This is a genomic window from Streptomyces sp. NPDC012825, assembly GCF_042900925.1.
In the GTDB taxonomy this organism is placed as follows: Bacteria; Actinomycetota; Actinomycetes; order Streptomycetales; family Streptomycetaceae; genus Streptomyces.
This window is the reverse complement of the sequence record NZ_JBIBBZ010000001.1, coordinates 389,255-413,347: the sequence shown is the minus strand read 5'-3', so window position 1 is coordinate 413,347 and position 24,093 is coordinate 389,255. Positions and strand designations below refer to the sequence as shown.

Annotated in this window: 29 protein-coding genes; 3 read left to right on the top strand and 26 right to left on the bottom strand. The window is 70.8% G+C overall.

From position 1 onward, the window contains the following. Positions 1-5: 5 nt before the first annotated feature. The 5 genes from alr to ACFY7E_RS02100 form a co-directional block, all read right to left on the bottom strand. Positions 6-1,154: an alanine racemase gene (alr, locus tag ACFY7E_RS02120; protein WP_389479709.1), complete on the bottom strand. Its 1,149-nt coding sequence runs from the start codon at positions 1,152-1,154 to the stop codon at positions 6-8. A 94-nt stretch (positions 1,155-1,248) separates the two neighbouring features. Next, entirely contained in the window at positions 1,249-2,697 is a 1,449-nt protein-coding gene (locus ACFY7E_RS02115; protein ID WP_389479707.1) for an NAD(P)H-hydrate dehydratase, read from the bottom strand. Positions 2,698-2,927: 230 nt separating this feature from the next. Beyond that, positions 2,928-3,296, bottom strand: a complete 369-nt coding sequence (locus tag ACFY7E_RS02110; protein WP_383443596.1) for a holo-ACP synthase — start codon at positions 3,294-3,296, stop codon at positions 2,928-2,930. 7 nt (positions 3,297-3,303) lie between these two features. Continuing rightward, entirely contained in the window at positions 3,304-5,151 is a 1,848-nt protein-coding gene (gene glmS, locus ACFY7E_RS02105; protein WP_389479704.1) for a glutamine--fructose-6-phosphate transaminase (isomerizing), read from the bottom strand. 85 nt (positions 5,152-5,236) lie between these two features. Then, complete coding sequence (locus ACFY7E_RS02100) at positions 5,237-5,968, bottom strand: hypothetical protein (RefSeq protein ID WP_389479702.1); 732 nt, start codon at positions 5,966-5,968, stop codon at positions 5,237-5,239. Positions 5,969-6,140: 172 nt separating this feature from the next. Between ACFY7E_RS02100 and coaA the strand changes: the two genes are divergently transcribed. Both coaA and ACFY7E_RS02090 read left to right on the top strand, forming a co-directional pair. Beyond that, positions 6,141-7,139, top strand: a complete 999-nt coding sequence (gene coaA / locus ACFY7E_RS02095) for a type I pantothenate kinase (RefSeq protein WP_389479700.1) — start codon at positions 6,141-6,143, stop codon at positions 7,137-7,139. A gap of 2 nt (positions 7,140-7,141) precedes the next feature. Then, positions 7,142-8,095 carry a DUF389 domain-containing protein gene (locus ACFY7E_RS02090; protein WP_389479699.1) on the top strand — a complete coding sequence of 318 codons (954 nt, stop codon included), beginning with the start codon at positions 7,142-7,144 and terminating at the stop codon, positions 8,093-8,095. 72 nt (positions 8,096-8,167) lie between these two features. On the opposite strand, the gene glmM is transcribed toward ACFY7E_RS02090, so the two are convergent. From glmM to ACFY7E_RS02070, 4 genes are all read right to left on the bottom strand, one after another. Beyond that, positions 8,168-9,526 carry a phosphoglucosamine mutase gene (glmM, locus tag ACFY7E_RS02085; RefSeq protein WP_389479696.1) on the bottom strand — a complete coding sequence of 453 codons (1,359 nt, stop codon included), beginning with the start codon at positions 9,524-9,526 and terminating at the stop codon, positions 8,168-8,170. Between the two features lie 113 nt (positions 9,527-9,639). Then, on the bottom strand, positions 9,640-10,152 hold the full coding sequence (rpsI, locus tag ACFY7E_RS02080) for a 30S ribosomal protein S9 (protein WP_030687788.1): 513 nt from the start codon (positions 10,150-10,152) through the stop codon (positions 9,640-9,642). A gap of 44 nt (positions 10,153-10,196) precedes the next feature. Beyond that, complete coding sequence (rplM, locus tag ACFY7E_RS02075) at positions 10,197-10,640, bottom strand: 50S ribosomal protein L13 (RefSeq protein WP_125667150.1); 444 nt, start codon at positions 10,638-10,640, stop codon at positions 10,197-10,199. A gap of 282 nt (positions 10,641-10,922) precedes the next feature. Then, positions 10,923-12,545 carry an ABC-F family ATP-binding cassette domain-containing protein gene (locus tag ACFY7E_RS02070; RefSeq protein WP_389479694.1) on the bottom strand — a complete coding sequence of 541 codons (1,623 nt, stop codon included), beginning with the start codon at positions 12,543-12,545 and terminating at the stop codon, positions 10,923-10,925. Between the two features lie 56 nt (positions 12,546-12,601). Here ACFY7E_RS02070 and ACFY7E_RS02065 point away from each other — a divergent pair, with 56 nt between their 5' ends. Then, positions 12,602-13,582, top strand: coding sequence for a hypothetical protein (locus ACFY7E_RS02065; protein ID WP_389479693.1), 981 nt, complete (start codon positions 12,602-12,604; stop codon positions 13,580-13,582). Here the strand turns inward: ACFY7E_RS02065 and truA are convergent. The 17 genes from truA to ACFY7E_RS01980 form a co-directional block, all read right to left on the bottom strand. Further along, the gene (gene truA / locus ACFY7E_RS02060; protein WP_389479690.1) at positions 13,553-14,410 is read right to left on the bottom strand and encodes a tRNA pseudouridine(38-40) synthase TruA; all 858 of its coding nucleotides are present in this window, start codon (positions 14,408-14,410) and stop codon (positions 13,553-13,555) included. The genes ACFY7E_RS02065 and truA overlap by 30 nt on opposite strands. A gap of 82 nt (positions 14,411-14,492) precedes the next feature. Then, entirely contained in the window at positions 14,493-14,987 is a 495-nt protein-coding gene (gene rplQ, locus ACFY7E_RS02055; protein ID WP_389479687.1) for a 50S ribosomal protein L17, read from the bottom strand. Positions 14,988-15,161: 174 nt separating this feature from the next. Then, on the bottom strand, positions 15,162-16,184 hold the full coding sequence (locus tag ACFY7E_RS02050; RefSeq protein WP_030759338.1) for a DNA-directed RNA polymerase subunit alpha: 1,023 nt from the start codon (positions 16,182-16,184) through the stop codon (positions 15,162-15,164). A gap of 121 nt (positions 16,185-16,305) precedes the next feature. Next, positions 16,306-16,710 (bottom strand): 30S ribosomal protein S11, encoded by a 405-nt coding sequence (gene rpsK / locus ACFY7E_RS02045; protein ID WP_003956432.1) that lies wholly within the window; start codon positions 16,708-16,710, stop codon positions 16,306-16,308. 66 nt (positions 16,711-16,776) lie between these two features. Continuing rightward, positions 16,777-17,157 (bottom strand): 30S ribosomal protein S13, encoded by a 381-nt coding sequence (gene rpsM / locus ACFY7E_RS02040; protein ID WP_030209021.1) that lies wholly within the window; start codon positions 17,155-17,157, stop codon positions 16,777-16,779. Between the two features lie 189 nt (positions 17,158-17,346). Beyond that, entirely contained in the window at positions 17,347-17,460 is a 114-nt protein-coding gene (rpmJ, locus tag ACFY7E_RS02035; RefSeq protein WP_003956441.1) for a 50S ribosomal protein L36, read from the bottom strand. Between the two features lie 63 nt (positions 17,461-17,523). Continuing rightward, on the bottom strand, positions 17,524-17,745 hold the full coding sequence (gene infA / locus ACFY7E_RS02030; protein ID WP_003956442.1) for a translation initiation factor IF-1: 222 nt from the start codon (positions 17,743-17,745) through the stop codon (positions 17,524-17,526). Positions 17,746-17,927: 182 nt separating this feature from the next. Continuing rightward, a complete protein-coding gene (gene map / locus ACFY7E_RS02025) occupies positions 17,928-18,779 on the bottom strand; it encodes a type I methionyl aminopeptidase (RefSeq protein ID WP_389479683.1) in 852 nt (283 codons plus the stop codon). 98 nt (positions 18,780-18,877) lie between these two features. Further along, the gene (locus ACFY7E_RS02020; RefSeq protein WP_389479681.1) at positions 18,878-19,525 is read right to left on the bottom strand and encodes an adenylate kinase; all 648 of its coding nucleotides are present in this window, start codon (positions 19,523-19,525) and stop codon (positions 18,878-18,880) included. After that, positions 19,525-20,844, bottom strand: coding sequence for a preprotein translocase subunit SecY (gene secY, locus ACFY7E_RS02015; RefSeq protein WP_389479678.1), 1,320 nt, complete (start codon positions 20,842-20,844; stop codon positions 19,525-19,527). Before secY ends, ACFY7E_RS02020 begins: the two co-directional genes overlap by 1 nt. Before the next feature lie 218 nt (positions 20,845-21,062). Further along, positions 21,063-21,518, bottom strand: a complete 456-nt coding sequence (gene rplO, locus ACFY7E_RS02010; protein ID WP_093874532.1) for a 50S ribosomal protein L15 — start codon at positions 21,516-21,518, stop codon at positions 21,063-21,065. A gap of 1 nt (position 21,519) precedes the next feature. Further along, on the bottom strand, positions 21,520-21,702 hold the full coding sequence (gene rpmD, locus ACFY7E_RS02005) for a 50S ribosomal protein L30 (protein WP_015035589.1): 183 nt from the start codon (positions 21,700-21,702) through the stop codon (positions 21,520-21,522). After that, the gene (gene rpsE, locus ACFY7E_RS02000) at positions 21,702-22,304 is read right to left on the bottom strand and encodes a 30S ribosomal protein S5 (protein ID WP_017239585.1); all 603 of its coding nucleotides are present in this window, start codon (positions 22,302-22,304) and stop codon (positions 21,702-21,704) included. Before rpsE ends, rpmD begins: the two co-directional genes overlap by 1 nt. A gap of 46 nt (positions 22,305-22,350) precedes the next feature. Then, complete coding sequence (gene rplR / locus ACFY7E_RS01995; RefSeq protein ID WP_030209008.1) at positions 22,351-22,734, bottom strand: 50S ribosomal protein L18; 384 nt, start codon at positions 22,732-22,734, stop codon at positions 22,351-22,353. 4 nt (positions 22,735-22,738) lie between these two features. Continuing rightward, on the bottom strand, positions 22,739-23,278 hold the full coding sequence (rplF, locus tag ACFY7E_RS01990; protein ID WP_053646165.1) for a 50S ribosomal protein L6: 540 nt from the start codon (positions 23,276-23,278) through the stop codon (positions 22,739-22,741). A gap of 21 nt (positions 23,279-23,299) precedes the next feature. Next, positions 23,300-23,698, bottom strand: coding sequence for a 30S ribosomal protein S8 (rpsH, locus tag ACFY7E_RS01985; protein WP_030209003.1), 399 nt, complete (start codon positions 23,696-23,698; stop codon positions 23,300-23,302). A gap of 206 nt (positions 23,699-23,904) precedes the next feature. Beyond that, positions 23,905-24,090, bottom strand: coding sequence for a type Z 30S ribosomal protein S14 (locus ACFY7E_RS01980; protein ID WP_003948630.1), 186 nt, complete (start codon positions 24,088-24,090; stop codon positions 23,905-23,907). Positions 24,091-24,093 lie beyond the last annotated feature (3 nt).

Below are 24,093 nucleotides of genomic sequence, written 5' to 3'. Positions count from 1 at the left end.
CCTCCTCATGCGTCCAGGTAGACGCGCGGGACGCGCGCGCCGATCCGGGTGACGATCTCGTACGCGATGGTGTCGGCGGCCACCGCCCAGTCCTCGGCGGTCGGTTCGCCCCGGTCGCCGGGGCCGAAGAGCACGGCCTCGGTACCGGGGTCGGGCGTCTCCCCGCCGAGGTCGAGCACGAACTGGTCCATGGCGACGCGGCCGGCGATCGTGCGGACGGTGTCCCCGACGAGGACGGGGCCGCGGCCGGAGGCGTGCCGGGGGACGCCGTCGGCGTACCCGACCGGGACGAGTCCGAGGGTGGTCTCGGCGTCGGTGACGTAGTGGTGCCCGTAGCTGACGCCGTGTCCGGCCGGGACCTGCTTGACGAGCGCGACGCTCGCCTTGAGCGACATGACGGGCCGCAGGCCGAGTTCGGCGGAGGTGCCGAGCTCGGGGCTGGGCGAGACGCCGTAGACGGCGATGCCGGGCCGGACCAGGTCGAAGTGGGTCTCGGGGAGGGTGAGGGTGGCCGGCGAGTTGGCGATGTGCCGGACCTCGGGCTCGGCTCCGGCCTTCTCGGCGTGGTCGAGCATCGAGCGGAAGACGTCGAGCTGGGCGGCGACGGAGGGGTGGTGGGGCTCGTCGGCGCAGGCGAGGTGCGACCAGAGGCCGGTGACCTTCAGGAGGCCCTCGGCCTCGGCGTCGAGCGCCGCCCCGACGAGCTCGGGCCAGTCGGCGGGCTGGCAGCCGTTGCGGCCGAGCCCGGTGTCGGCCTTGAGCTGGACGCGCGCGCTCTTCCCGGTGGCGCGGGCGGCCGCGACGACCTCCTTCAGGGCCCACATCCCGCTCACCGACATGTCGAGTCCGGCCTCGATGCCCTTGTCCCAGGGGTCGCCGGGGGTCCAGAGCCAGCACATGACGGGGACGTCCGTGATCCCGGCGGCCCGCAGCGCGAGCGCCTCGTGCGGGGTGGCCGTGCCGAGCCAGTCCGCCCCCGCCTCCAGGGCGGCCCGGGCACAGCGCAGGGCGCCGTGTCCGTACGCGTCGGCCTTGACCACGGCCATGACGCGGACGTGGGGGGCGACACGGGCGCGCAGCGTGCGGACGTTCGCACGCAGCGCACCGAGGTCGATCTCGGCGCGGGCTCTGCGGGGCGGCGGTGTCTCAGTCATCGCGCCCAGTCTCTCAGGTGCGGCCCCCGGCACCGCTGTCCCGGGCTGTAGCGCCGATCACCCTTACGGGCGACACCCCGCCCGGGTGGCCTCCCTACGACGGCGCCGTCACGTCCTCCCAGGCGCCCCGCAGCGCCCCCGCCACCTCCGTCGCCGTCACCGGGGACGTCCCCGAGGAGGCGCGGCGGGCCGCGAGGCCGTGGAGGTAGGCGGCGCAGGAGGCCGCGTCGACGGGCGGGAGGCCCGCCGCGAGCAGCGAGCCCGCCAGGCCGGAGAGGATGTCGCCGCTGCCGGCGGTGGCGAGCCAGGGCGTCCCGGTCGGGTTCACCCGTACGGGACCGGTGCCGCCGTGCACCAGTGTCGTGGAGCCCTTCAGGAGGACCGTCGCGCCGAAGCGGCCGGCCAGTTCGCGGACCGCCGCGAGCCGTCCCGCCTCGACCTCCTCCCTGGGGACGGCGAGCAGCGCCGCCGTCTCGCCCGCGTGCGGGGTGAGGAGGGTGGGCGCGCTCCGGTCCCGTACGGCCGCCGGGTCCAGCCCCCGCAGTCCGTCCGCGTCGACGAGGACCGGCACGTCGGAGGCGAGGACGTCCGCGACCGCCTCCCGTGCCGCGGGCTCCTCGCCGAGGCCCGGCCCGACGACCCAGGCCTGGACCCGCCCGGCCTTCTGCGGCGGTCCGGTGTGCACCAGGGTCTCGGGGTGCGCGGCGAGCACCGCGTCCCCGCCGTCCCCGACGTACCGCACGGCCCCCGCCCCGCCGCGCAGCGCCCCGGTCACGGCGAGGACGGCCGCGCCGGGGTAGCGGGCGGAGCCGGCGACGACCCCGACGACCCCGCGCCGGTACTTGTCGCTCTCGGCGCCCGGCACCGGCAGCAGCCGCGCCACGTCCCCGTGCTGGAGCGCCTCTAGGTCCGGCACCCCCGGCAGGACCGCGTCGAGCCCGATCTGCACGAGCCGCAGCGCCCCGGCGTACTCGTGCGCCGGGTCGACGAGCAGCCCCGGCTTGTACGCCCCGAAGGTGACCGTCACGTCGGCCCGCAGCGCCTCCCCCGCGACCTCCCCGGTGTCGGCGTCGACGCCGCTGGGCAGGTCGACGGCGACGACGACGGCGTCGGAGCCGCGCGCGGCGCGGGCGACGGGCACGGCGTCGGGCCGCAGCCCGCCGCGCCCGCCGATGCCGGTGATCCCGTCGAGGACGAGGTCGGCCCCGGCGAGCGGCTCGAAGGGGTCGTCCGCGACCCGTCCGCCCGCCGCCCGGAGCGCCGCGAGCCCGCCCCCGTGGGCGCGCGCGCCGAGCAGTACGGCGGTCACGCCCGCGCCGCGCCGGGCGAGCCGGGCCCCGGCGTACAGGGCGTCGCCGCCGTTGTCGCCGGTCCCGACGAGGAGGACGACCCGGGCCCCGTACACCCGTCCCCTCCCGAGCAACGAGCAGCAGGCGGCGGCGAGTCCGGCGGCGGCCCTGCCCATGAGGGCGCCCTCCGGGAGGCGGGCCATGAGGGCGGCCTCGGCGGCCCGGACGGTCTCCACGCGGTAAGCGGTACGCATCCCAGCAGTCTGCCGCAGGCGGTGGGGGGACGCCCGGAGGAGGCCTTTCCGGCGGGGGTTGACACCGTCCGCCATTCAACTTAGCTTAGGCTTACCTAACAAAGCCGGAGAGCGTCACACCACTCCGCACGCGCGCGGTACACATCCCGTCGCCGGCCCTGGCAGCCGCGCGCGCCGTACGCCACGGGGCCCGGCCGTCTCCGGACGGCCGGGCCCCGTGGCGCATCCGCTCAGCCCTCCGCGATCACCACCGCCGACGCCACCCCCGCGTCGTGGCTCAGCGACACGTGCCAGTGCTTCACGCCCAGCTCCGCCGCGCGGGCCTCCACCGTCCCCCGCACCCGCAGGCGCGGCTGCCCGGTCTCCTCGACGTACACCTCGGCGTCCGTCCACAGCAGCCCGGCCGGCGCGCCCAGCGCCTTCGCGAGCGCCTCCTTCGCGGCGAACCGCACGGCGAGCGAGGCGACCCCGCGCCGCTCGCCGCTCGGGAGCAGCAGCTCGTCCTCGACGAAGAGCCGGCTCAGCAGCCCCGGCGTCCGCTCGATCGACGCGGCGAACCGGTCGATCTCCGCCACGTCGATCCCCACCCCGATGATCATTTCCCACTCACTCCACGGTCACGGACTTGGCCAGGTTGCGCGGCTGGTCGACCTCGTTGCCCCGCGCGGTGGCGAGCTCGCAGGCGAAGACCTGGAGCGGCACCGTGGAGACCAGCGGCTGGAGCAGCGTAGGCGTGGCGGGGACGCGGACGAGGTGGTCGGCGTACGGGACGACCGTCTCGTCGCCCTCCTCCGCGATCACGATCGTGCGGGCGCCGCGCGCCCTGATCTCCTGGATGTTGGAGACGATCTTGTCGTGGAGGACCGAGCGGCCCTCGGGCGAGGGCACCACGACCACGACCGGCAGGTCCTCCTCGATGAGGGCGATCGGCCCGTGCTTGAGCTCGCCCGCCGCGAAGCCCTCGGCGTGCATGTACGCCAGCTCCTTGAGCTTCAGGGCGCCCTCCAGGGCCACCGGATGGCCCACGTGCCGGCCGAGGAAGAGGACGGTGTCCTTGTGGGCGAGGGAGCGGGCGAGGGCCCGCACCGGCTCCATCGTCTCCAGGACGCGCTCGACCTCCTCGCCGATGCGGGCGAGTTCGCGCACCACGGCGAGGACCTCGTCGCCCCACTGGGTGCCGCGCACCCGGCCGAGGTGGAGCGCGAGCAGGTAGCAGGCGACGAGCTGGGTCAGGAAGGCCTTGGTGGAGGCGACGGCGACCTCGGGCCCCGCGTGCGTGTAGAGCACGGCGTCGGACTCGCGCGGGATGGTGGAGCCGTTGGTGTTGCAGACGGCGAGGACCTTCGCGCCCTGCTCGCGCGCGTGCCGCAGCGCCATCAGGGTGTCCATCGTCTCGCCGGACTGGGAGATGGCGATCACCAGGGTGCGCGGGCCGAGGATCGGGTCCCGGTAGCGGAACTCGCTGGCCAGCTCGACCTCGCAGGGGACGCGGGCCCAGTGCTCGATGGCGTACTTGGCGATGAGCCCGGCGTGGAAGGCGGTGCCGCACGCGACGACGACGACCTTGTCGGCCTCGCGGAGCACCGTGTCGGGGATGCGCACCTCGTCGAGGGTGAGCCGCCCGGAGGCGTCGATGCGGCCCAGGAGGGTGTCGGCGACGGCCTTGGGCTGCTCGGCGATCTCCTTGAGCATGAAGTGGTCGTAGCCGCCCTTCTCGGCGGCGGAGGCGTCCCAGTCGACGTGGTAGGCCCGCACCCCGGCGGGCACCCCGTCGAAGTCGGTGACGGTCACGCCGTCCCGGGTCAGCTCGACGACCTGGTCCTGGCCCAGCTCGATCGCGGAGCGGGTGTGGGCGATGAAGGCGGAGACGTCGGAGGCGAGGAAGTTCTCGCCCTCGCCGACGCCGACGACGAGCGGGGAGTTGCGGCGGGCGCCGACGACGACGTCCGGCTGGTCGGCGTGCACGGCGACCAGGGTGAACGCCCCGTCGAGCCGCCGGCACACGAGCCGCATGGACTCGGCCAGGTCCCCGGTGGAGGAGAACTCCTCGGCGAGCAGGTGCGCGACGACCTCGGTGTCCGTCTCGGACGCCAGGTCGTGGCCGCGCTCCGCCAGCTCCCCGCGCAGGGCGGCGAAGTTCTCGATGATGCCGTTGTGGACGACGGCGACCCGCCCCGCGTTGTCCAGGTGCGGGTGCGCGTTGGCGTCGGTCGGACCGCCGTGGGTGGCCCAGCGGGTGTGACCGATCCCCACCGAGCCGCCGGGCAGCGGCCGTTCGGCCAGCTCCTTGTCCAGGTTGACGAGCTTGCCCGCCCGCTTGGCCGCGGCGAGGCCCCCGTCGGAGAGCACCGCGACACCGGCCGAGTCGTAGCCCCGGTATTCGAGCCGCTTGAGGCCCGCGACCACCACATCAAGCGCCGGCTGACCGCCGACGTATCCCACGATTCCGCACATGTCGGAAGACTACGGCGGAACCCGTCCCACCGACCGGAGCCGACACGGCGGGACGGGCGGCGGGACGGCCGGGGTCCCGCCGGCGTCAGCCGAGCTTGGCGGCCTGCGCGTCGATGACGGCCTTCGGGAGCTCCTTGACCGGGCCGCCGAAGCTGAGCGTGGAGAACGAGGCCAGCGTGCCGCCCTTGCGGAGGACGGCCAGCTTGGTGACGAACGGCTCGCCCTCCACCTCCGTGCTCACCGTCCAGGCGAGCGCCTCCTCGCCCGCCGACAGCGTCTCCGGCGCCACCGCGGTGACCTTCGCCTTCTGGCCCTGGCCGGTGATCACGAAGCCGCCCGCGCAGTCGGTCCCGGCCGTCTTCAGGGAGGCGAAGGCCTCCTGGGCGCCCTGCCCGTCGTACGAGCCGAGCGTCACGCTCGTCACCGGCGCGGTGAGCGCCCCCAGGGCGTCCTCGGGCGAGCCCGTCTTCTTGGGCATCTCGATGGCCTTGCGCTGCGCGGACGCGGCCGGGCCGCCGGTCGCGATGAACGCCATGGCGTCGGCGAGCGGCTTGCAGGAGGGCTTGTCGGTGGAGACCTCCTCGGACTTCACGACGTCGGTCGCCTTGGCCTTCTGGACCTGGTGGCCCGGCAGGTCGGCCTGCTCGACGATCAGCTTCTCCAGCTCGGCGGCGGACAGCGCCTTCGCGGCGGGGGCCGCGGACGTGGTGGAGCCCTTGCCGGAGTCGCCCGCCTTGTCGCTGCTGCAGGCGGTGCCGAGCAGGGCGAGCGAGACGGCGGTGGTGGCGACGGCGACGGTGCGGATGGACGTACGCATGCGTGGTGACTCTCTGCTTCTCTTCGTGCCGCCGGACGGCGGCTCCCCCCGCGTGAGACTCAGGTGCACGCGGCAGGCACATGATCGCCCAGGGCCGCGAGCGCCACCAACCCCTTTCCCGCGTGACCGACCCCACCACCCACGGCCGCCCCCGACCCCCGACAATGGCGGTGTGATCACTTCGCCGCCACGAAGCACGGGCGGGGACGGCTCCACGGGCCGCCGCCCCTCCGAGCCGACCCCCTACGTCGACCTCACCCGGGCCGAGTGGAGCGCCCTGCGCGACAAGACGCCGCTGCCCCTCACCGCCGGGGAGGTCGAGCGGCTCCGCGGCCTCGGGGACGTCATCGACCTCGACGAGGTGCGGGACGTCTACCTGCCGCTGTCCCGGCTGCTCAACCTGTACGTGCAGGCCACCAGCGGTCTGCGCGGCGCCCTGAACACCTTCCTCGGCGAGAGCGCCGAGCAGCGCGGCACCCCCTTCGTCATAGGGGTCGCCGGCTCGGTCGCCGTCGGCAAGTCCACCGTCTCCCGCCTCCTCCAGGCGCTCCTGGCCCGCTGGCCGGAGCACCCGCGCGTGGAGCTGGTCACCACGGACGCCTTCCTCTACCCGATGGAGGAGCTGAAGGCGCGCGGCCTGATGTCCCGCAAGGGCTTCCCCGAGTCGTACGACCGCCGGGCCCTGACCCGGTTCGTCGCGGACGTCAAGGCGGGCAAGGACGAGGTCACGGCCCCGGTCTACTCGCACCTGATCTACGACCGGGTGCCCGACGAGCGGCTCGTGGTGCGCCGCCCGGACATCCTGGTCGTGGAGGGCCTGAACGTCCTCCAGCCGGCCCTGCCCGGCAAGGACGGCCGGACCCGCGTCGGCCTCGCCGACTACTTCGACTTCTCGGTGTACGTGGACGCGCGCGCGGAGGACATCGAGCGCTGGTACCTGAACCGCTTCCGCAAGCTGCGCGACACCGCCTTCCAGGACCCCTCCTCGTACTTCCGGCGCTACACCCAGGTCTCCGAGGAGGAGGCCCTCGACTACGCCCGCACCATGTGGCGGACCATCAACAAGGTGAACCTGCTGGAGAACGTGGCGCCCACGCGCGGCCGGGCGACCCTCGTCGTCCGCAAGGGCCCCGACCACAAGGTGCAGAAGCTGAGCCTCCGTAAGCTCTGAGGATGCTGCATCTCCGGATGATCGTCCCGCCCGACCGCACCCGCGCGGCGGTCGACCTGATCGAGTCGACCGTCGGGACCGCCCACCTCGTGGTCCTGCCCGGCGCGGCCCGCGACCCGGCCGGGGACGTGGTGACGTGCGACGTGGCCCGCGAGGCGGGCGACGAACTCCTCGGCGAGCTGCGCGGCCTCGGGATCGACCGGGACGGTTCGATCGCCGTCGACGACATCGGCCTCTCCCTCTCCGAGCGGGCGGACGCCGCCGAGAGGGAGGCGCCGGGCGAACCCGCCGACGCGGTGCTCTGGGAGCAGCTCACGGAGGCGACGCACGAGGAGTCGACGCTCTCGGTCACGTACTGCGCGTTCATGGTCCTGGCCACCGCCATCGCGGCCTGCGGCGTCGTCCTGGACAACGCGATCCTGATCGTGGGCGCGATGGCGGTCGGTCCGGAGTTCGGCCCGCTCGCCGGGATCTGCACGGCGGTGGTGCGGCGCGCACCGAGGCTGGCCGCGCGCTCGCTGCTCGCGCTGTTCGTCGGCTTCGCGGTGGCGATCGCGGCCACCACGCTCTTCAGCCTGGCGATGGACGCGCTGGACCTGTTCAGCCGGGCCCAGCTGGACGCGGAGCGCCCCAACACCCGGTTCATCTGGCAGCCGGACCCGTTCTCCTTCGTCGTGGCGCTGCTCGCGGGCGCGGCCGGCACCCTCTCCCTGACCTCCGCCAAGTCGGGGGCCCTGGTGGGCGTGGCGATCTCGGTGACGACGGTCCCGGCGGGCGCGAACGCGGCGGTGGCGCTCGCCTACGGCGACCTGGCCCAGACGTGGGGCTCGGTCGAGCAGCTGGCGCTCAACCTCTTCGGCATCGTGCTCGCCGGGACGGCGACGCTGTACGCGCAGCGGGCCCTGTGGGCCACCCAGCGCGGCCGCTGGCGCCGCCCCCCGGGAAAGAGCCGCTGACACGGAGAGGGCCCCGCCGCGCCGGTGTCCGGTGCGACGGGGCCCCTCCCGCACGACGGTGCCTCAGGAAGGTTAGCCGAGCGCGGACTTCACGACGTCCGCGAGGCGCTGCGCGACCGACCGGGCCTGCTCGATGTCGGCGGCCTCGACCATGACGCGGACCAGCGGCTCGGTGCCCGAGGAGCGGAGCAGCACCCGGCCGGTGGTGCCGAGCTCGCGCTCGGCCTCGTTGACGGCGGTGGCCAGCTCGGCGGAGGTGGTGACGCGCGACTTGTCGACGTCCTTCACGTTGATCAGGACCTGCGGCAGCCGCTCCATCACGCCGGCGAGGTCCGCGAGCGACTTGCCGGTGGCGGCGACCCGGGCGGCCAGCATGAGGCCGGTGAGGGTGCCGTCGCCGGTGGTGGCGTGGTCGAGCACGATGACGTGGCCCGACTGCTCGCCGCCGAGCGCGTAGCCGTGCTCCTTCATGGACTCCAGGACGTAGCGGTCGCCGACCGCCGTCTGGACGAGGTTCAGGCCCTCGCGCTCCATGGCGAGCTTGAAGCCCAGGTTGGACATGACGGTCGCGACGACCGTGTCGCCGCGCAGGGTGCCGGCCTCGCGCATGGCGAGGGCGAGCACGGCGAGGATCTGGTCGCCGTCGACCTCGTCGCCCGCCGCGTCCACGGCGAGGCAGCGGTCGGCGTCGCCGTCGTGCGCGATGCCCAGGTCGGCGCCGTGCTCGACGACGGCGGCCCGGAGCAGGTCGAGGTGGGTGGAGCCGCAGCCGTCGTTGATGTTGAGGCCGTCGGGCCGCGCGCCGATGGTGACGACCTGGGCGCCGGCCCGGGCGAAGGCCTCGGGCGAGACGTGGGAGGCGGCGCCGTGGGCCTCGTCGAGGACGACCTTCAGACCGTCGAGGCGGTTGGGGAGGACCGCGACGAGGTGGGCGACGTACGTGTCGAAGCCCTCGTCGTAGTCGCGGACGCGGCCGACGCCGGCACCGGTCGGGCGGTCCCAGGGGGCGCCGGTGCGGTGCTCCTCGTACACGGCCTCGATCCTGTCCTCCAGCTCGTCGGCCAGCTTGTGGCCGCCGCGCGCGAAGAACTTGACGCCGTTGTCGGGCATGGCGTTGTGGCTCGCGGAGAGCATCACGCCGAGATCGGCGCCGAGGACGCCGGTGAGGTGGGCCACGGCCGGGGTCGGCAGGACGCCGACGCGCAGCACGTCGACGCCGGCGCTGGCGAGGCCGGCCACGACGGCGGCCTCCAGGAACTCTCCGGACGCGCGCGGGTCGCGCCCGACCACCGCGGTCGGCCGGTGCCCCTCGAAGGTGCCCGCCTCGGCGAGCACGTGCGCCGCCGCCACGGACAGGCCGAGCGCCAGCTCCGCCGTCAGGTCCGCGTTGGCGACGCCGCGTACGCCGTCCGTGCCGAAGAGTCGTCCCACAGCTGTCCTCCGAGATACGTGCCCAGGGTTACGAAAGAGCGTATGAAAAAACGTACGCCCCGACGGCACGGGCAGTGCCGCCGGGGCGTACGGAATGCAGACCGAGCAGGCGATTAACGCTTGCTGTACTGCGGAGCCTTGCGGGCCTTCTTGAGACCGGCCTTCTTGCGCTCGACCGCACGGTCGTCGCGGGAGAGGAAGCCGGCCTTCTTCAGCGCCGGGCGGTTGTTCTCGACGTCCGCCTCGTTCAGCGCACGGGCCACGCCGAGGCGCAGGGCACCGGCCTGGCCGGAGACGCCGCCACCCGCGATGCGGGCGATGACGTCGTAGCGGTTGTCGAGCTCGAGCACCTTGAAGGGCTCGTTGACTTCCTGCTGGTGCACCTTGTTGGGGAAGTAGTCCTCAAGGGTGCGACCGTTGATCTTCCACTTGCCGGTGCCCGGAACGATCCGGACGCGGGCGATGGCGTTCTTGCGACGGCCCAGGCCGGCGGCCGGCTGCGGGTCGCCGAAGCGGGACGCGAGGGACTCGGAGGTGTAGTCACCCTCGACGTTCTCGGTCTCGGTGGTGTACTCCTCGACGCCCTCGAACTCGTCGACGGGGGTCTCGGGGGTGGTCTCGGCCACGATGCTCCTCAGATTTCTTTCGTTCTTAGGGGGTGTGGCCGGAACTACTGCGCGACCTGGGTGATCTCGAACGGGACCGGCTGCTGGGCAGCGTGCGGGTGGTTCTCGCCCGCGTAGACCTTCAGCTTCGAGAGCATCTGACGGCCCAGGGAGTTCTTGGGGATCATGCCCTTGATGGCCTTCTCGACGGCCTTCTCGGGGTTCTTGGCCAGCAGCTCGTCGTAGCGGACGGAGCGCAGACCGCCCGGGAAGCCGGAGTGGCGGTACGCCAGCTTCTGGGTCTTCTTGTTGCCGGACAGGTGGACCTTGTCGGCGTTGATGATGATGACGAAGTCGCCCATGTCCATGTGGGGGGCGTACACCGGCTTGTGCTTGCCTCGCAGGAGGTTCGCGGCCGTGGTCGCCAGACGGCCCAGGACGATGTCCTGCGCGTCGATGATGTGCCACTGGCGAGTGACATCGCCGGGCTTGGGGCTGTACGTACGCACTTCGTAGCCTTCGCTTCTTCAGTGGATGGAGTCCAGACACACCTGAAGCGATCATGCAGCTGGGGCCTGCACTGCCGGGTCACTGCCCGTATGCGAGCCACTGGTAACTGCTCCAGGGAACCTGCGTAAGGGCCCTTCGCGTGAGAACGACGAAGCCGATACGCATAACAAACGGCAACAGTACCCGCGCCACCCCGGACGGGTCAAAACGCCCCCGCCCCACCGCGCCCGGCCCTCCAGCGCCTCCGGCCCTACCGTGCCCGGGCCCCCACCGCCTCCGCCCTACCGCGCCCGCTCGACCCGCCGCTCGTCCCACACCGGCTCGCTCGTCTCCCGCACGACCCCGTCCGAGCCGAAGACCAGGTACCGGTCGAAGCTCTTCGCGAACCAGCGGTCGTGCGTGACGGCCAGCACGGTCCCCTCGTACGACTCCAGACCGTCCTGGAGCGCCTCGGCCGACTCCAGGTCCAGGTTGTCCGTCGGCTCGTCGAGCAGCAGCGCCGTCGTCCCCGCCAGCTCCAGGAGCAGGATCTGGAACCGGGCCTGCTGGCCGCCCGAGAGCTTGTCGAAGGACTGGTCGCCCTGGCGCTCCAGCTCGTACCGGCGCAGCACGGACATCGCCCCGCCCCGGTCCTTGGCGTGCTCGGTCCACAGGATGTCCACGAGCGGGCGCCCGGCCAGCTCCGGGTGGGCGTGGGTCTGCGCGAAGTGTCCGGGCACGACCCGGGCGCCCAGCTTCCACGTCCCCGTGTGCGCGACCGACCCGTCCCCGGCGAGCAGCCGCAGGAAGTGCGACTTGCCGGAGCCGTTCGAGCCGAGGACCGCGACCCGCTCCCCGTAGAAGACCTCCAGCGAGAACGGCTTCATCAGACCGGTCAGTTCGAGGTTCTCGCAGGTCACGGCCCTGACCCCGGTCCGTCCTCCGCGCAGCCGCATCCGGATGTCCTGCTCGCGCGGCGGCTCCGGCGGCGGCCCGGCCTCCTCGAACTTCCGCAGCCGGGTCTGCGCCGCCGCGTACCGCGAGGCCATCTCGTGGCTGACCGAGGCCGCCTGCCGCAGGTTCACCACGAGCTTCTTCAGCTGGGCGTGCTTCTCCTCCCAGCGCCGCTTCAGCTCCTCGAAGCGGGCGAACCGCTCGCGCCGCGCCTCGTGGAAGGTGTCGAAGCCGCCGCCGTGCACCCACACGTCCGAACCGGCCGGGCCGGGCTCGACGGCGACGATCTTCTGCGCGGCCCGGGAGAGCAGCTCCCGGTCGTGGGAGATGAAGAGCACGGTCTTGCGGGTCTCCCGCAGCCGTTCCTCCAGCCACCGCTTGCCGGGCACGTCGAGGTAGTTGTCCGGCTCGTCCAGGAGCAGGACCTCGTCGGGGCCGCGCAGCAGCGCTTCGAGCACCAGCCTCTTCTGCTCGCCGCCGGAGAGCGTCCGGGCCTCCCGGAACTGCGCCTTCTCGTACGGGACGCCGAGCGCGGCCGTGGTGCAGATGTCCCAGAGGGTCTCGGCCTCGTACCCCTGCACCTCGGCCCAGTCGGAGAGCGCCTGCGCGTACGCCATCTGCGCGGCCTCGTCGTCCACCGTCACGATCAGGTGCTCGGCCGCGTCGACCGCCTTCGCGGCCTCCCGGATCCGGGGCTGCGCGACCGAGACGAGCAGGTCGCGGACGGTCGACCCGTCCCGTACGGAGCCGACGAACTGCGGCATCACGCCGAGGCCGCCGCTGACGGTGACGGAGCCGGCGTGCGGCTTGAGTTCCCCGGCGATCATCCGGAGCAGGGTCGTCTTCCCGGCGCCGTTGGCCCCGACGAGGGCGACGACGGCCCCCTCCCCCACCCGGAAGGAGGCGTCCCCGAGCAGGACCCTCCCGTCGGGAAGGTAGTACTCAAGATGTGCGGCCTCGACGTGTCCCATGGAGTGCATTGTCGCCGCCCGCACCGGCCCCGCCCAACCGGTTTAGGATGCGCGGCATGAGCTTTGGGGGACCGCAGTGGCCGCAGGAGCCGCAGCAGCAGGGGCAGCAGGGGTACGGCGGGCAGCCCGGGTACGGGCAGCAGGGGCACGGGTACGAGCAGCAGGGGCAGGGGACGGGCGGCTACGGGTATCCCGGCCCGCACTCCGGCCCCGGCCCCCGGGGCGGCGGCAGCGGCGGCCCCACCCCCGACTGGAGCGCCCTGGCCGAGGCCTCGGCCTCCCGTGACCGCCGCAGGCGCCGGCTGATGATCGGCGGCGGGGTCCTGGCCACCCTGGTCGTCGGCGCGCTCGTCGCCACCGCCGTGGTGGTCACCGGCAAGAAGGACGACACCGCGGAGAACGCCGGCGGGACCCCCACCGCCCCGGTCTCCCCCACCGAGGCCCCCACCCCCGAGCCGACCTTCTCCTCGGTGGCGCCGCCGCCCCCGCCGAACCCGAAGGACTACATCTCGGACCCGGGGAAGGACAGGGCCCCGCTCACCGCCGAGGGCCTCTTCCCGGGCAAGAGGCTGAGCATGGACGGCCGCGCGTACGAGAAGGGCGCGACCTCCGCCACGACGAACTGCGCGGCCGTCACCCAGGGCGGCCTCGGCACCGTCCTGAAGAAGAACGGCTGCCGGAAGGTGCTCCGGGCCACCTACGCGCGGAACGGCGTGGCGATCACCGTCGGCGTCGCCGTCTTCTCCTCCGAGGCCGCGGCCCTCAGGGCGAAGGACCGGGCCACCGGCGGCATCGCGCCCCTGGTCGGCGCGGGCGTGGGCGACTTCTGCCACGCCACGGTCTGCCTGCGCCGGTCGAACTCGATCGGCCGGTACGCCTACTTCACCCAGGCCGGCTTCGCCGACGGCAGGAAGGTCACCACGGGCGACAAGGGCGTCTTCCTCACCAGCGACGACCTGGGCACCTTCGCCTTCAACCAGATCTACGCCCGCGGCAAGACCCAGGCCTCAGCAGCAGCCGGCGCTCCCGGGCAGTGACCGCTTGTTGCGCGCCTCCCGGTTGCGGGCGGCGAGCAGCTCGTCGGCCGGGTAGCCGACCTCTTCGAGGGTGAGGCCGTGCGGCCGTACGACGTGCACGGCCGAGTCCCGGACGCCGGCCGCGAGCACCTTGCCCGGCCAGTCCGCCGGCCGGTGCCCGTCGCCGACGAAGAGCAGCGCGCCGACGAGCGAGCGGACCATGTTGTGGCAGAAGGCGTCCGCCTTCACGGTCGCCTCCAGGACGCCGTCGGGCCGCCGCTCCCAGCGCAGCTCCTGGAGGGTGCGGATGGTGGTGGCGCCCTCGCGCTTCTTGCAGTACGCGGCGAAGTCGTGCTCGCCGACGAGCGCGGCGGCGGCCTCGTTCATGGCGTCCGTGTCGAGGGCCCAGTCGTACCGGAGCACGTGCCCGCGCAGCAGCGGGTCGACCCCGCCGGGGTCGTCGGTGACACGGTAGGCGTAGCGGCGCCAGATCGCGGAGAAACGGGCGTTGAAGCCGCCGGGGGCCTCGGTCAGGGACCAGACCCGCACGTCGTGCGGGAGGCGTCCGGCGAGCCGCCGCAGCAGCTTGTCGCGGTGCTCCTCCCACAGCTCCACGGGCAGGTCGACGTGGGCGACCTGGCCGCGCGCGTGCACGCCGGCGTCGGTCCGTCCGGCGACGGTCAGCTCGTACGTCTCCCCGGACCGGGTCACGGTCCGCAGGGCGTCCTCGACGTCCCCCTGGACGGTCCGCTGCCCGCGGGCCTGCTTGGCCCAGCCGGAGAAGTCCCTGCCGTCGTACGAAAGGTCCATCCGGACCCGTACGAAACCGTCCTGCACGTCGTCGCTCACGCGGAAGATCCTCTCAGAACACGGGAACGGGCCCGCACCCCAGGGGGTACGGGCCCGCGCACGGAGAACGCCGGAAAAACGCTTACGCGTCCTTCGACTCCTCGGCCGGGGCCTCGGCGGCCTCGTCCTTGGTCTCCTCGGCCTTGGGGGCCTCGTCGGCCTCCTTGACGGCGCGCTTGGTGGCGGCCTCGGCCTCGGCGACGGTCGCCTTCTTGGCGATCTCGCCCTCGACCAGCTCGATCACGGCCATCGGGGCGTTGTCGCCACGACGGTTGCCGATCTTGGTGATGCGGGTGTAGCCACCCGGGCGCTCCGAGTAACGCGGGGCGATCTCGGTGAAGAGGGTGTGGACGATCCCCTTGTCGGTGATCGACTGCAGCACCAGGCGACGGTTGTGGATGTCGCCCTTCTTCGCCTTGGTGATCAGGCGCTCGGCGACCGGACGCAGGCGACGGGCCTTGGCCTCGGTCGTGGTGATGCGGCCGTGCTCGAACAGCGACTTCGCCAGGTTGGCGAGGAGCAGCTTCTCGTGCGCGGCGGAACCGCCGAGGCGGGCACCCTTCGCGGGACGCGGCATGGTGTTTCTCCTTGTGATCTGCACCGGCCGTATGAGGTACCGATGTCAGTGTCCGAGCGGGCGGTCACCCGTCGGAGACCCCGCGCCCACAGGGGCGCGGGGAGGTGTCGATCTTGCGGCTGCCGCCGCGTGGGCGCGACCGGCCGAAGCCGGCCGGCAGCCACATCTCGACCGTCAGTACTGCTCGGTCTCGACGAAGCCCGCGTCCGCGTCGTCGTCGGCGCCGAAGGCGTCCGCCGCGGCGGTCGGGTCGAATCCGGGCGGGCTGTCCTTGAGGGCCAGGCCCATGCCGGCCAGCTTCGCCTTGACCTCGTCGATCGACTTCGCACCGAAGTTGCGGATGTCGAGCAGGTCGGCCTCGGAACGCGCCACGAGCTCACCCACGGAGTGGATGCCCTCGCGCTTGAGGCAGTTGTAGGAGCGGACGGTGAGCTCCAGCTCCTCGATCGGCAGCGCCAGGTCGGCGGCCAGGGCGGCGTCCGTCGGGGACGGGCCCATGTCGATGCCCTCGGCGTCGATGTTGAGCTCGCGCGCCAGACCGAACAGCTCGACCAGGGTCTTGCCGGCGGACGCCATGGCGTCGCGCGGGCGCATGGCCTGCTTGGTCTCGACGTCGACGATCAGCTTGTCGAAGTCGGTGCGCTGCTCGACACGGGTCGCCTCGACCTTGTACGTGACCTTGAGCACCGGCGAGTAGATGGAGTCGACCGGGATGCGGCCGATCTCCTGGCCCACCTGCTTGTTCTGCACGGCGGAGACGTAGCCGCGACCGCGCTCGACGGTCAGCTCCATCTCCAGCTTGCCCTTGGCGTTCAGGGTCGCCAGGACGAGGTCGGGGTTGTGCACCTCGACACCGGCCGGGGGCGCGATGTCGGCGGCGGTGACCAGACCCGGGCCCTGCTTGCGCAGGTACATCACGACCGGCTCGTCGTGCTCCGAGGAGACGACCAGCTGCTTGATGTTCAGGATGAGGTCGGTGACGTCCTCCTTGACGCCCGGCACGGTGGTGAACTCGTGCAGGACCCCGTCGACGCGGATGCTGGTGACGGCGGCACCCGGGATCGAGGAGAGGAGGGTACGGCGGAGGGAGTTGCCGAGGGTGTAGCCGAAGCCCGGCTCCAGCGGCTCGATCACGAACCGGGAGCGGAACTCGTCGACGACCTCTTCGGTCAGCGACGGACGCTGAGCGATAAGCATGTTGTGTGTCCTTCAGTCGTGGACGCCCACTATTTGACGTCCGACTTGTACTGCAAGGGTACGGGCGGCACGGCCCCGAAGAGCCGTACCGCCCGAAGTCCTGAAGTCAAGCAGCCGTGCGTCAGACGCGGCGGCGCTTGGGGGGACGGCAGCCGTTGTGCGGCGTGGGGGTGACGTCCTGGATCGAGCCGACCTCGAGGCCGGTGGCCTGGAGGGAGCGGATCGCGGTCTCACGGCCGGAGCCGGGACCCTTGACGAAGACGTCGACCTTGCGCATGCCGTGCTCCTGCGCGCGGCGGGCGGCCGACTCGGCGGCCATCTGCGCGGCGAAGGGGGTGGACTTGCGCGAGCCCTTGAAGCCGACGTGGCCGGCGGAGGCCCAGGAGATCACGTTGCCCGAGGGGTCCGTGATCGAGACGATCGTGTTGTTGAACGTGCTCTTGATGTGCGCGTGGCCGTGAGCGACGTTCTTCTTTTCCTTGCGGCGCACCTTCTTGGCAGCGCCCTGACGACCCTTGGGGGGCATCTATAACTCCTACGGGAGGTGGTCGGTCCTACAGCGAAGACCGCTTGGTCAAGCGTCCGCTGAGGACTACTTCTTGCCCGGCTTCTTCTTGCCGGCGATGGCGCGACGCGGGCCCTTGCGGGTACGGGCGTTCGTGCTGGTGCGCTGACCGCGGACGGGCAGGCCACGACGGTGGCGGAGGCCCTGGTAGCAGCCGATCTCGACCTTGCGGCGGATGTCGGCGGCGATCTCACGGCGGAGGTCACCCTCGGTACGGAGGTTGGCGTCCACGTACTCGCGGATCTTGACGAGGTCTTCCTCGGCGAGGTCGCGGACACGGGTGGACGGGTTCACGCCGGTCGCGGCGAGAATCTCCTCGGACCGGGTGCGCCCGATACCGAAGACGTAGGTGAGTGCGACCACCACACGCTTTTCGCGCGGGATGTCAACACCGGAAACGCGTGCCATTCAATGGCTCCTGTGTTCTCGGGGGTCTGCTGCAGAACCGTTCCCGGCTGCCGTATGAGGTACAGGTCGGGTCCCCGGCCCCCGCCGGAGGTGCCGTCAACCGTGGGACACGGTCGGACGGGCTCTGCGTATGTACGTGTTGCTATGCGTCGCGCGAAGAACTGCGAGATGCAGGTCGGTCGGCGTGCGTCAGCCCTGGCGCTGCTTGTGGCGCAGGTTGTCGCAGATGACCATGACCCGGCCGTGACGGCGGATCACCTTGCACTTGTCGCAGATCTTCTTGACGCTCGGCTTGACCTTCATGGGATGTGAGGTTCTCCGGGTCAGTGCCACCACCCGCGCGCGGAGGCGGGGTGCGGGCAAGATCTACTTGTAGCGGTAGACGATCCGGCCACGCGTCAGGTCGTACGGAGAGAGCTCCACGACGACCCGGTCGTCCGGGAGGATCCGGATGTAGTGCATCCGCATCTTGCCGGAGATGTGCGCGAGGACCTTGTGACCGTTCTGGAGCTCCACCTTGAACATGGCGTTCGGGAGAGACTCGATCACGGTGCCCTCGATCTCGATGGCACCTTGCTTCTTGGCCACGCTTCGCCTTTCGAATCGGCTACCTTGATCGACTTTCGCCGCCGTGTGCGGACACACGGATACACGAGAGCCGACGCATCAGTCTACGTCAGGCGCAAGCAAAAGACGAATCGGGAAGTCTGCCCACCCGAAATGATCCTTATGCAAGCCGCCGGGCCGTAGAAAATGCGTACCTTCCAGGCTCAGGCCAACGGATCCGGCGCCGCCGTGATTCCCAGCTCCGCCAGCTTCGCCTTGCCGCCGTCGACCGCGGTCAGGACCAGCGGGCCCTCCTCCGTCACGGCCACGCTGTGCTCCCAGTGGGAGGACCAGGTGCCGTCGGTGGTGATGACCGTCCAGTCGTCCTTCAGGACCTCCGTGCGGGGGGTGCCGAGGGAGACCATGGGCTCGATCGCCAGGCAGAAGCCGGGGACCAGCTTGGGGCCCTTGCCGCGCTTGCGGGAGACGTAGTTCAGCAGGTGCGGGTCCATGTGCATCTCGGTGCCGATGCCGTGGCCGCCGTAGTCCTCGATGATCCCGTACCGGCCCAGGCTGTGGTCGCCGACCGCCGGCCGCGGCTGCCGCTTGATGTAGGTCTCGATCGCCTTCGAGACGTCGACCAGGCGGTTGCCGGTCTTCATGGCCGCGATGCCGGCCCACATCGACTCCTCGGTCACCCGGGAGAGCTCGACCAGCTCCGGGGCGTGGCCGGTGCCCACGAAGGCCGTGTAGGCCGCGTCGCCGTGCCAGCCGTCCACGATCGCGCCGCAGTCGACCGAGATGATGTCGCCGTCCTTGAGGACGGTCTTGTCGTCGGGGATGCCGTGGACGACGACCTCGTTCACCGAGGTGCAGATCGTCGCGGGGAACCCCCCGTACCCGAGGAAGTTCGACTTCGCCCCGTGGTCGGCGATGACCTTCCGCGCGACCTCGTCCAGGTCCCGGGTCGTGGCGCCCGGCACGGCCGCCTCGCGGGTCGCCGCGTGGATGGCGGCGACGACCAGCCCCGCCTCGCGCATCTTCGCGATCTGCTCGGGGGTCTTGATCTGCACCATCGTGGCCGGGGCCTTTCCGTGGGGTAAAAGGGGGACGGAACAACGATACGGCCGCGGCGCCCCCGAGGGGCACCGCGGCCGTGTCGAACGAACCGGGGTTACTTCTTGAGCGCGTCCATCGCCTTGGCGGTGACCTCGTCCACCTTGCCGAGCGCCGAGATCGTCACGACCAGGTTCTGCGCCCGGTAGTAGTCGATGATCGGCTCGGTCTGCGTGTGGTAGACCTCCAGGCGCCGGCGGACGGTCTCCTCGGAGTCGTCGTCGCGCTGGTAGAGCTCGCCGCCGCAGACGTCGCAGACGCCCTCGGTCTTCGGCGCGTTGTACGTCACGTGGAAGACGTGCGCGCTGTCCTTGCGGCAGATGCGGCGGCCCGCGATCCGCTTCACGACCTCGTCCTCGGGGACCTCGAGGTCCAGGACCGCGTCGAGCTCCATGCCCTCGGCCTTCAGGACGGCGTCCAGCGCCTCCGCCTGAGCGACGTTCCGGGGGAACCCGTCGAGCAGGAAGCCGTTGACGGCGTCCGGCTGCTCCATGCGGTCCTTGGCCATCCCGATGGTCACCTCGTCGGGCACCAGGTCCCCGGCGTCCATGAACGCCTTGGCCTTGAGGCCCAGCTCCGTGCCCCGGGAGATGTTCGCGCGGAACAGATCACCCGTGGAGATGTGCGGGATGTCCAGGTTCTTGGCAAGGAACGCGGCCTGCGTGCCCTTGCCCGCACCGGGCGGTCCGACGAGGACGATTCGCATCAGCGGAGGAACCCTTCGTAATTGCGCTGCTGGAGCTGGCTCTCGATCTGCTTCACGGTCTCCAGCCCCACACCCACGATGATGAGGATGCTCGTCCCGCCGAAGGGGAAGTTGGCATTGGCGCCGCCGAAGCCTGCCAACGCCATCGTCGGCACGAGAGCGATCAGACCCAAGTACAGCGAGCCCGGCCAAGTGATCCTGTTGAGCACGTAGCTCAGGTACTCGGCAGTAGGTCGACCGGCCCGGATACCCGGGATGAAGCCACCATACTTCTTCATGTTGTCGGCGACTTCCTCGGGGTTGAACGAGATCGCCACGTAGAAGAAGGCGAAGAACACGATCAGGAGGAAGTACGTGGCGATGTAGTACGGGTGGTCACCCTTGACGAAGTGGGCTTCGATCCAGGTCTTCCAGCCGGCGGTGGAGTTCGAGAACTGCGCCACGAGCGCCGGGATGTAGAGCAGCGACGACGCGAAGATGACGGGAATCACACCCGCCTGGTTCACCTTGAGCGGGATGTACGTGGACGTACCGCCGTAGGAGCGCCGGCCGATCATGCGCTTCGCGTACTGGACCGGGATGCGCCGCTGGGCCTGCTCGACGAAGACCACGAGGGCCACCATCACGAAGCCGACGATGATGACGACGCCGAACTCGATCCAGCCCTGGGCGAGCTTGCCGCTCTCCTTGATGGCCCACAGGGCGCCCGGGAAGCCGGCGGCGATCGAGATGAACATCAGGATCGACATGCCGTTGCCGATGCCGCGGTCGGTGATCAGCTCGCCGAGCCACATGACGACGGCCGTGCCGGCGGTCATCGTGAGGACCATGGTGGCGATGGTGAAGATCGACTGGTCGGGCACGACCTGGTCGGCGACGATGCAGCCGCTGAAGAGCGCGCCGCTCTTGGCGGTGGCGACGAGGCCGGTGCCCTGGAGGATGGCGAGGGCGATCGTCAGGTACCGGGTGTACTGCGTGATCTTGGCGGTGCCGGACTGCCCCTCCTTCTTCAGGGCCTCCAGGCGCGGGATCACGACGGTCAGCAGCTGCAGAATGATGCTCGCCGTGATGTACGGCATGATGCCGAGCGCGAAGATGGTGATCTGCAGCAGCGCCCCGCCACTGAACATGTTGACCAGGCCGAACAGGCTGTTGTTGCCCTCGCTGGCCTGCTTGACACACTGCTGGACGGCCTCGTACTTGACGCCGGGGACGGGGATGTGCGCCCCGAGCCGGTACAGCACGATGATGGCGAGCGTGAAGAGCAGCTTCTTGCGCAGGTCGGGCGTCTTGAACGCCCGGGCGAACGCGGTGAGCACGGTGCCTCCTGCGACCCCCGCGCTATGCGTCAAGGGTGACGGTCTTGAGGTTCACGAATAGTTGAATTCAGTCGTCGGCTCCGCGCGGGCATACCGCATGGCGCCTGGACAGTGCACGCCACCTTACCGGCGACCATGCCCCCCTAGGAACGACCAACCGGGGATGCCCCTTTTGAGAGGCATCCCCGGTCGGATGTTCAGGCCATCGAGCGGTCGTCTCAGACGAGCTCGGTGACGGTGCCGCCGGCGGCGGCGATCTTCTCCTTGGCGGAGCCGGAGACGGCGTCGACCGTCACCTGCAGCGCCACGGAGACCTCGCCCTGGCCCAGGACCTTGACGAGCTGGTTCTTGCGAACGGCACCCTTGGCGACCAGATCGGCCACCGTGACCTCGCCACCCTGCGGGTAGAGCGCGGTGAGCTTGTCCAGGTTCACGACCTGGTACTCGGTGCGGAAGGGGTTCTTGAAGCCCTTGAGCTTCGGCAGACGCATGTGGAGGGGCATCTGCCCACCCTCGAAGCGCTGCGGAACCTGGTAACGGGCCTTCGTGCCCTTGGTACCACGACCGGCCGTCTTACCCTTCGACGCCTCACCACGACCGACACGGGTCTTCGCGGTCTTGGCGCCGGGGGCGGGACGGAGGTTGTGGGCCTTCAGCGGGTTGTTCTCCGCCATGTCAGTCAACCTCCTCGACCGTCACGAGGTGGCGGACGGTGTGCACCATGCCGCGGAACTCGGGGCGGTCCTCCTTGACAACCACGTCGTTGACCTTCTTGAGGCCGAGCGAGCGCAGGGTGTCGCGGTGGTTCTGCTTGCTGCCGATGTACGACTTCGTCTGCGTGACCTTGAGGCGAGCCATTACGCACCCGCCCCGGCACGTGCACGGAGCAGAGCCGCGGGGGCGACGTCCTCGAGGGGCAGACCGCGGCGGGCCGCGATCTCCTCGGGACGCTGCAGGCCCTTGAGGGCCGCCACGGTCGCGTGCACGATGTTGATCGCGTTGTCGGAGCCGAGCGACTTCGACAGGATGTCGTGAACGCCGGCGCACTCGAGGACGGCGCGCACCGGGCCACCGGCGATCACACCGGTACCGGGGGAAGCCGGCTTGAGCAGGACGACGCCCGCGGCCTTCTCGCCCTGGATCGGGTGAGGGATGGTGCCCTGGATGCGGGGAACCTTGAAGAAGTTCTTCTTGGCTTCCTCGACGCCCTTGGCGATGGCCGCGGGAACTTCCTTGGCCTTGCCGTAACCGACACCTACGGTGCCGTCACCGTCGCCCACCACGACCAGCGCGGTGAAGCTGAAGCGACGACCACCCTTGACAACCTTGGCGACGCGGTTGATCGCGACGACGCGCTCAACGTACGCGGTCTTCTCGGCGGCAGCGCCACCGTCGCGGCCCTTCCGGTCCCGCCGCTCGCCGCCACCGGCACCGCTTCCGCGGCGCTGGGGTCCAGCCATTTGGATTACCTCTCTCTGTTACGTCCGTTGGTCCCGGAACCGGGGCTCAGAACTTCAGCCCGGCTTCGCGGGCGGCGTCAGCCAGAGCGGCAATGCGCCCGGCGTACCTGTTGCCACCACGGTCGAACACGACGGCCTCGACGCCGGCGGCCTTGGCGCGCTCGGCGACCAGGGAACCGACCTGCTTGGCCTTCGCGGACTTGTCGCCCTCGCCGCCGCGGATCGACGCGTCCAGGGTCGACGCCGACGCAAGGGTGTGACCCTTGAGGTCGTCGATGACCTGAGCGGTGATGCCGCGGTTGGAACGCGTCACGACGAGGCGCGGACGCTCCGCCGTACCCGACACGTTCTTGCGGATGCGGATGTGGCGGCGCTTCTTGGCGGCGCCCTTGTAGGCGTCGCCCTTGGCGATCTTCACACCGTATGCCATGGCTTTACTTACCAGCCTTTCCGACCTTGCGGCGGATGACCTCGCCCGCGTACTTGACGCCCTTGGCCTTGTACGGGTCGGGCTTACGCAGCTTGCGGATGTTGGCGGCGACCTCGCCGACCTTCTGCTTGTCGATGCCCTCGACCGAGAACTTGGTCGGCGACTCGACCTTGAACGAGATGCCCTCGGGCGCCTCGACCAGGATCGGGTGGCTGTAACCGAGCTGGAACTCCAGGTTGGAGCCCTTCGCGGCGACGCGGTAACCGACACCGCTGATCTCGAGCGCCTTGACGTAACCCTGGGTCACACCGGTGATCATGTTGGCCACCAGCGTGCGGGACAGGCCGTGGAGGGCCTTGTTCTGACGCTCGTCGTTCGGGCGGGTGACGTTGAGAACGCCGTCCTCGCCCTTAACGATCTCGATCGGCGCGGCGACGGTGTGGTTCAGGGTGCCCTTGGAACCCTTGACCGTGACCGTGCGGCCCTCGATGGTGACGTCCACGCCGGCGGGAACCTGGATAGGCAGCTTGCCAATACGCGACATTAGCTATTCCTCCGTTCCCGACTACCAGACGTAGGCGAGGACTTCCCCACCTACGCCCTTCTTGCCTGCCTGCTGGCCGGTCAGGAGACCGTGGGACGTGGAGATGATCGCCACGCCCAGGCCGCCGAGGACCTTCGGCAGATTGGTGGACTTCGCGTAGACCCGGAGACCGGGCTTCGAGATCCGCTTGATGCCCGCGATGGAGCGCTCACGGTTCGGACCGAACTTGAGCTCGAGGACGAGGTTCTTGCCGACCTCGGCGTCCTCGACCTTCCAGCCCGTGATGAAGCCCTCCTGCTGGAGGATCTCCGCGATGTGAGACTTGATCTTGCTGTGCGGCATCGTCACGGTGTCGTGGTATGCCGAGTTCGCGTTACGCAGACGAGTCAGCATGTCCGCGATCGGATCAGTCATGGTCATGAATTGGCCTTCGGCCTCTCTCGCCGGGGTTTCCAGTGCGCCATCCCTCTCCCCACACAGGGGCGGGACGGGTGCGGCGCGGGGACCTACGGCGTAGTAAGTCGTACGGGCGGCGGACGCCCAACCCCACAAGCCTAAGGCATACGGGGGGTGGGCTCCGCCGACCCAATGCTTACCGAGAGACTCCGGTCATCCCAACTAGGGGATTACCAGGAGCTCTTGGTCACGCCCGGCAGCTCGCCACGGTGAGCCATCTCACGGAGGCACACGCGGCACAGGCCGAACTTGCGGTACACGGAGTGGGGACGACCACAGCGCTGGCAGCGCGTGTAGCCGCGCACGCCGAACTTGGGCTTGCGGGCAGCCTTCGCGATGAGAGCCTTCTTCGCCATCTC

Coding starts and splice junctions, on each gene's coding strand:
- alr (WP_389479709.1), bottom strand. CDS start 1,154: ATGACTGAGACACCGCCGCCCCGCAGAGCCCGCGCCGAGATCGACCTC.
- ACFY7E_RS02115 (WP_389479707.1), bottom strand. CDS start 2,697: ATGCGTACCGCTTACCGCGTGGAGACCGTCCGGGCCGCCGAGGCCGCC.
- ACFY7E_RS02110 (WP_383443596.1), bottom strand. CDS start 3,296: ATGATCATCGGGGTGGGGATCGACGTGGCGGAGATCGACCGGTTCGCC.
- glmS (WP_389479704.1), bottom strand. CDS start 5,151: ATGTGCGGAATCGTGGGATACGTCGGCGGTCAGCCGGCGCTTGATGTG.
- ACFY7E_RS02100 (WP_389479702.1), bottom strand. CDS start 5,968: ATGCGTACGTCCATCCGCACCGTCGCCGTCGCCACCACCGCCGTCTCG.
- ACFY7E_RS02090 (WP_389479699.1), top strand. CDS start 7,142: ATGCTGCATCTCCGGATGATCGTCCCGCCCGACCGCACCCGCGCGGCG.
- ACFY7E_RS02070 (WP_389479694.1), bottom strand. CDS start 12,545: ATGGGACACGTCGAGGCCGCACATCTTGAGTACTACCTTCCCGACGGG.
- ACFY7E_RS02065 (WP_389479693.1), top strand. CDS start 12,602: ATGAGCTTTGGGGGACCGCAGTGGCCGCAGGAGCCGCAGCAGCAGGGG.
- rplQ (WP_389479687.1), bottom strand. CDS start 14,987: ATGCCGCGTCCCGCGAAGGGTGCCCGCCTCGGCGGTTCCGCCGCGCAC.
- ACFY7E_RS02050 (WP_030759338.1), bottom strand. CDS start 16,184: ATGCTTATCGCTCAGCGTCCGTCGCTGACCGAAGAGGTCGTCGACGAG.
- rpsK (WP_003956432.1), bottom strand. CDS start 16,710: ATGCCCCCCAAGGGTCGTCAGGGCGCTGCCAAGAAGGTGCGCCGCAAG.
- rpsM (WP_030209021.1), bottom strand. CDS start 17,157: ATGGCACGCGTTTCCGGTGTTGACATCCCGCGCGAAAAGCGTGTGGTG.
- rpmJ (WP_003956441.1), bottom strand. CDS start 17,460: ATGAAGGTCAAGCCGAGCGTCAAGAAGATCTGCGACAAGTGCAAGGTG.
- map (WP_389479683.1), bottom strand. CDS start 18,779: ATGGTGCAGATCAAGACCCCCGAGCAGATCGCGAAGATGCGCGAGGCG.
- ACFY7E_RS02020 (WP_389479681.1), bottom strand. CDS start 19,525: ATGCGAATCGTCCTCGTCGGACCGCCCGGTGCGGGCAAGGGCACGCAG.
- rplO (WP_093874532.1), bottom strand. CDS start 21,518: ATGGCGGAGAACAACCCGCTGAAGGCCCACAACCTCCGTCCCGCCCCC.
- rpmD (WP_015035589.1), bottom strand. CDS start 21,702: ATGGCTCGCCTCAAGGTCACGCAGACGAAGTCGTACATCGGCAGCAAG.
- rpsE (WP_017239585.1), bottom strand. CDS start 22,304: ATGGCTGGACCCCAGCGCCGCGGAAGCGGTGCCGGTGGCGGCGAGCGG.
- rplR (WP_030209008.1), bottom strand. CDS start 22,734: ATGGCATACGGTGTGAAGATCGCCAAGGGCGACGCCTACAAGGGCGCC.
- rplF (WP_053646165.1), bottom strand. CDS start 23,278: ATGTCGCGTATTGGCAAGCTGCCTATCCAGGTTCCCGCCGGCGTGGAC.
- rpsH (WP_030209003.1), bottom strand. CDS start 23,698: ATGACCATGACTGATCCGATCGCGGACATGCTGACTCGTCTGCGTAAC.
- ACFY7E_RS01980 (WP_003948630.1), bottom strand. CDS start 24,090: ATGGCGAAGAAGGCTCTCATCGCGAAGGCTGCCCGCAAGCCCAAGTTC.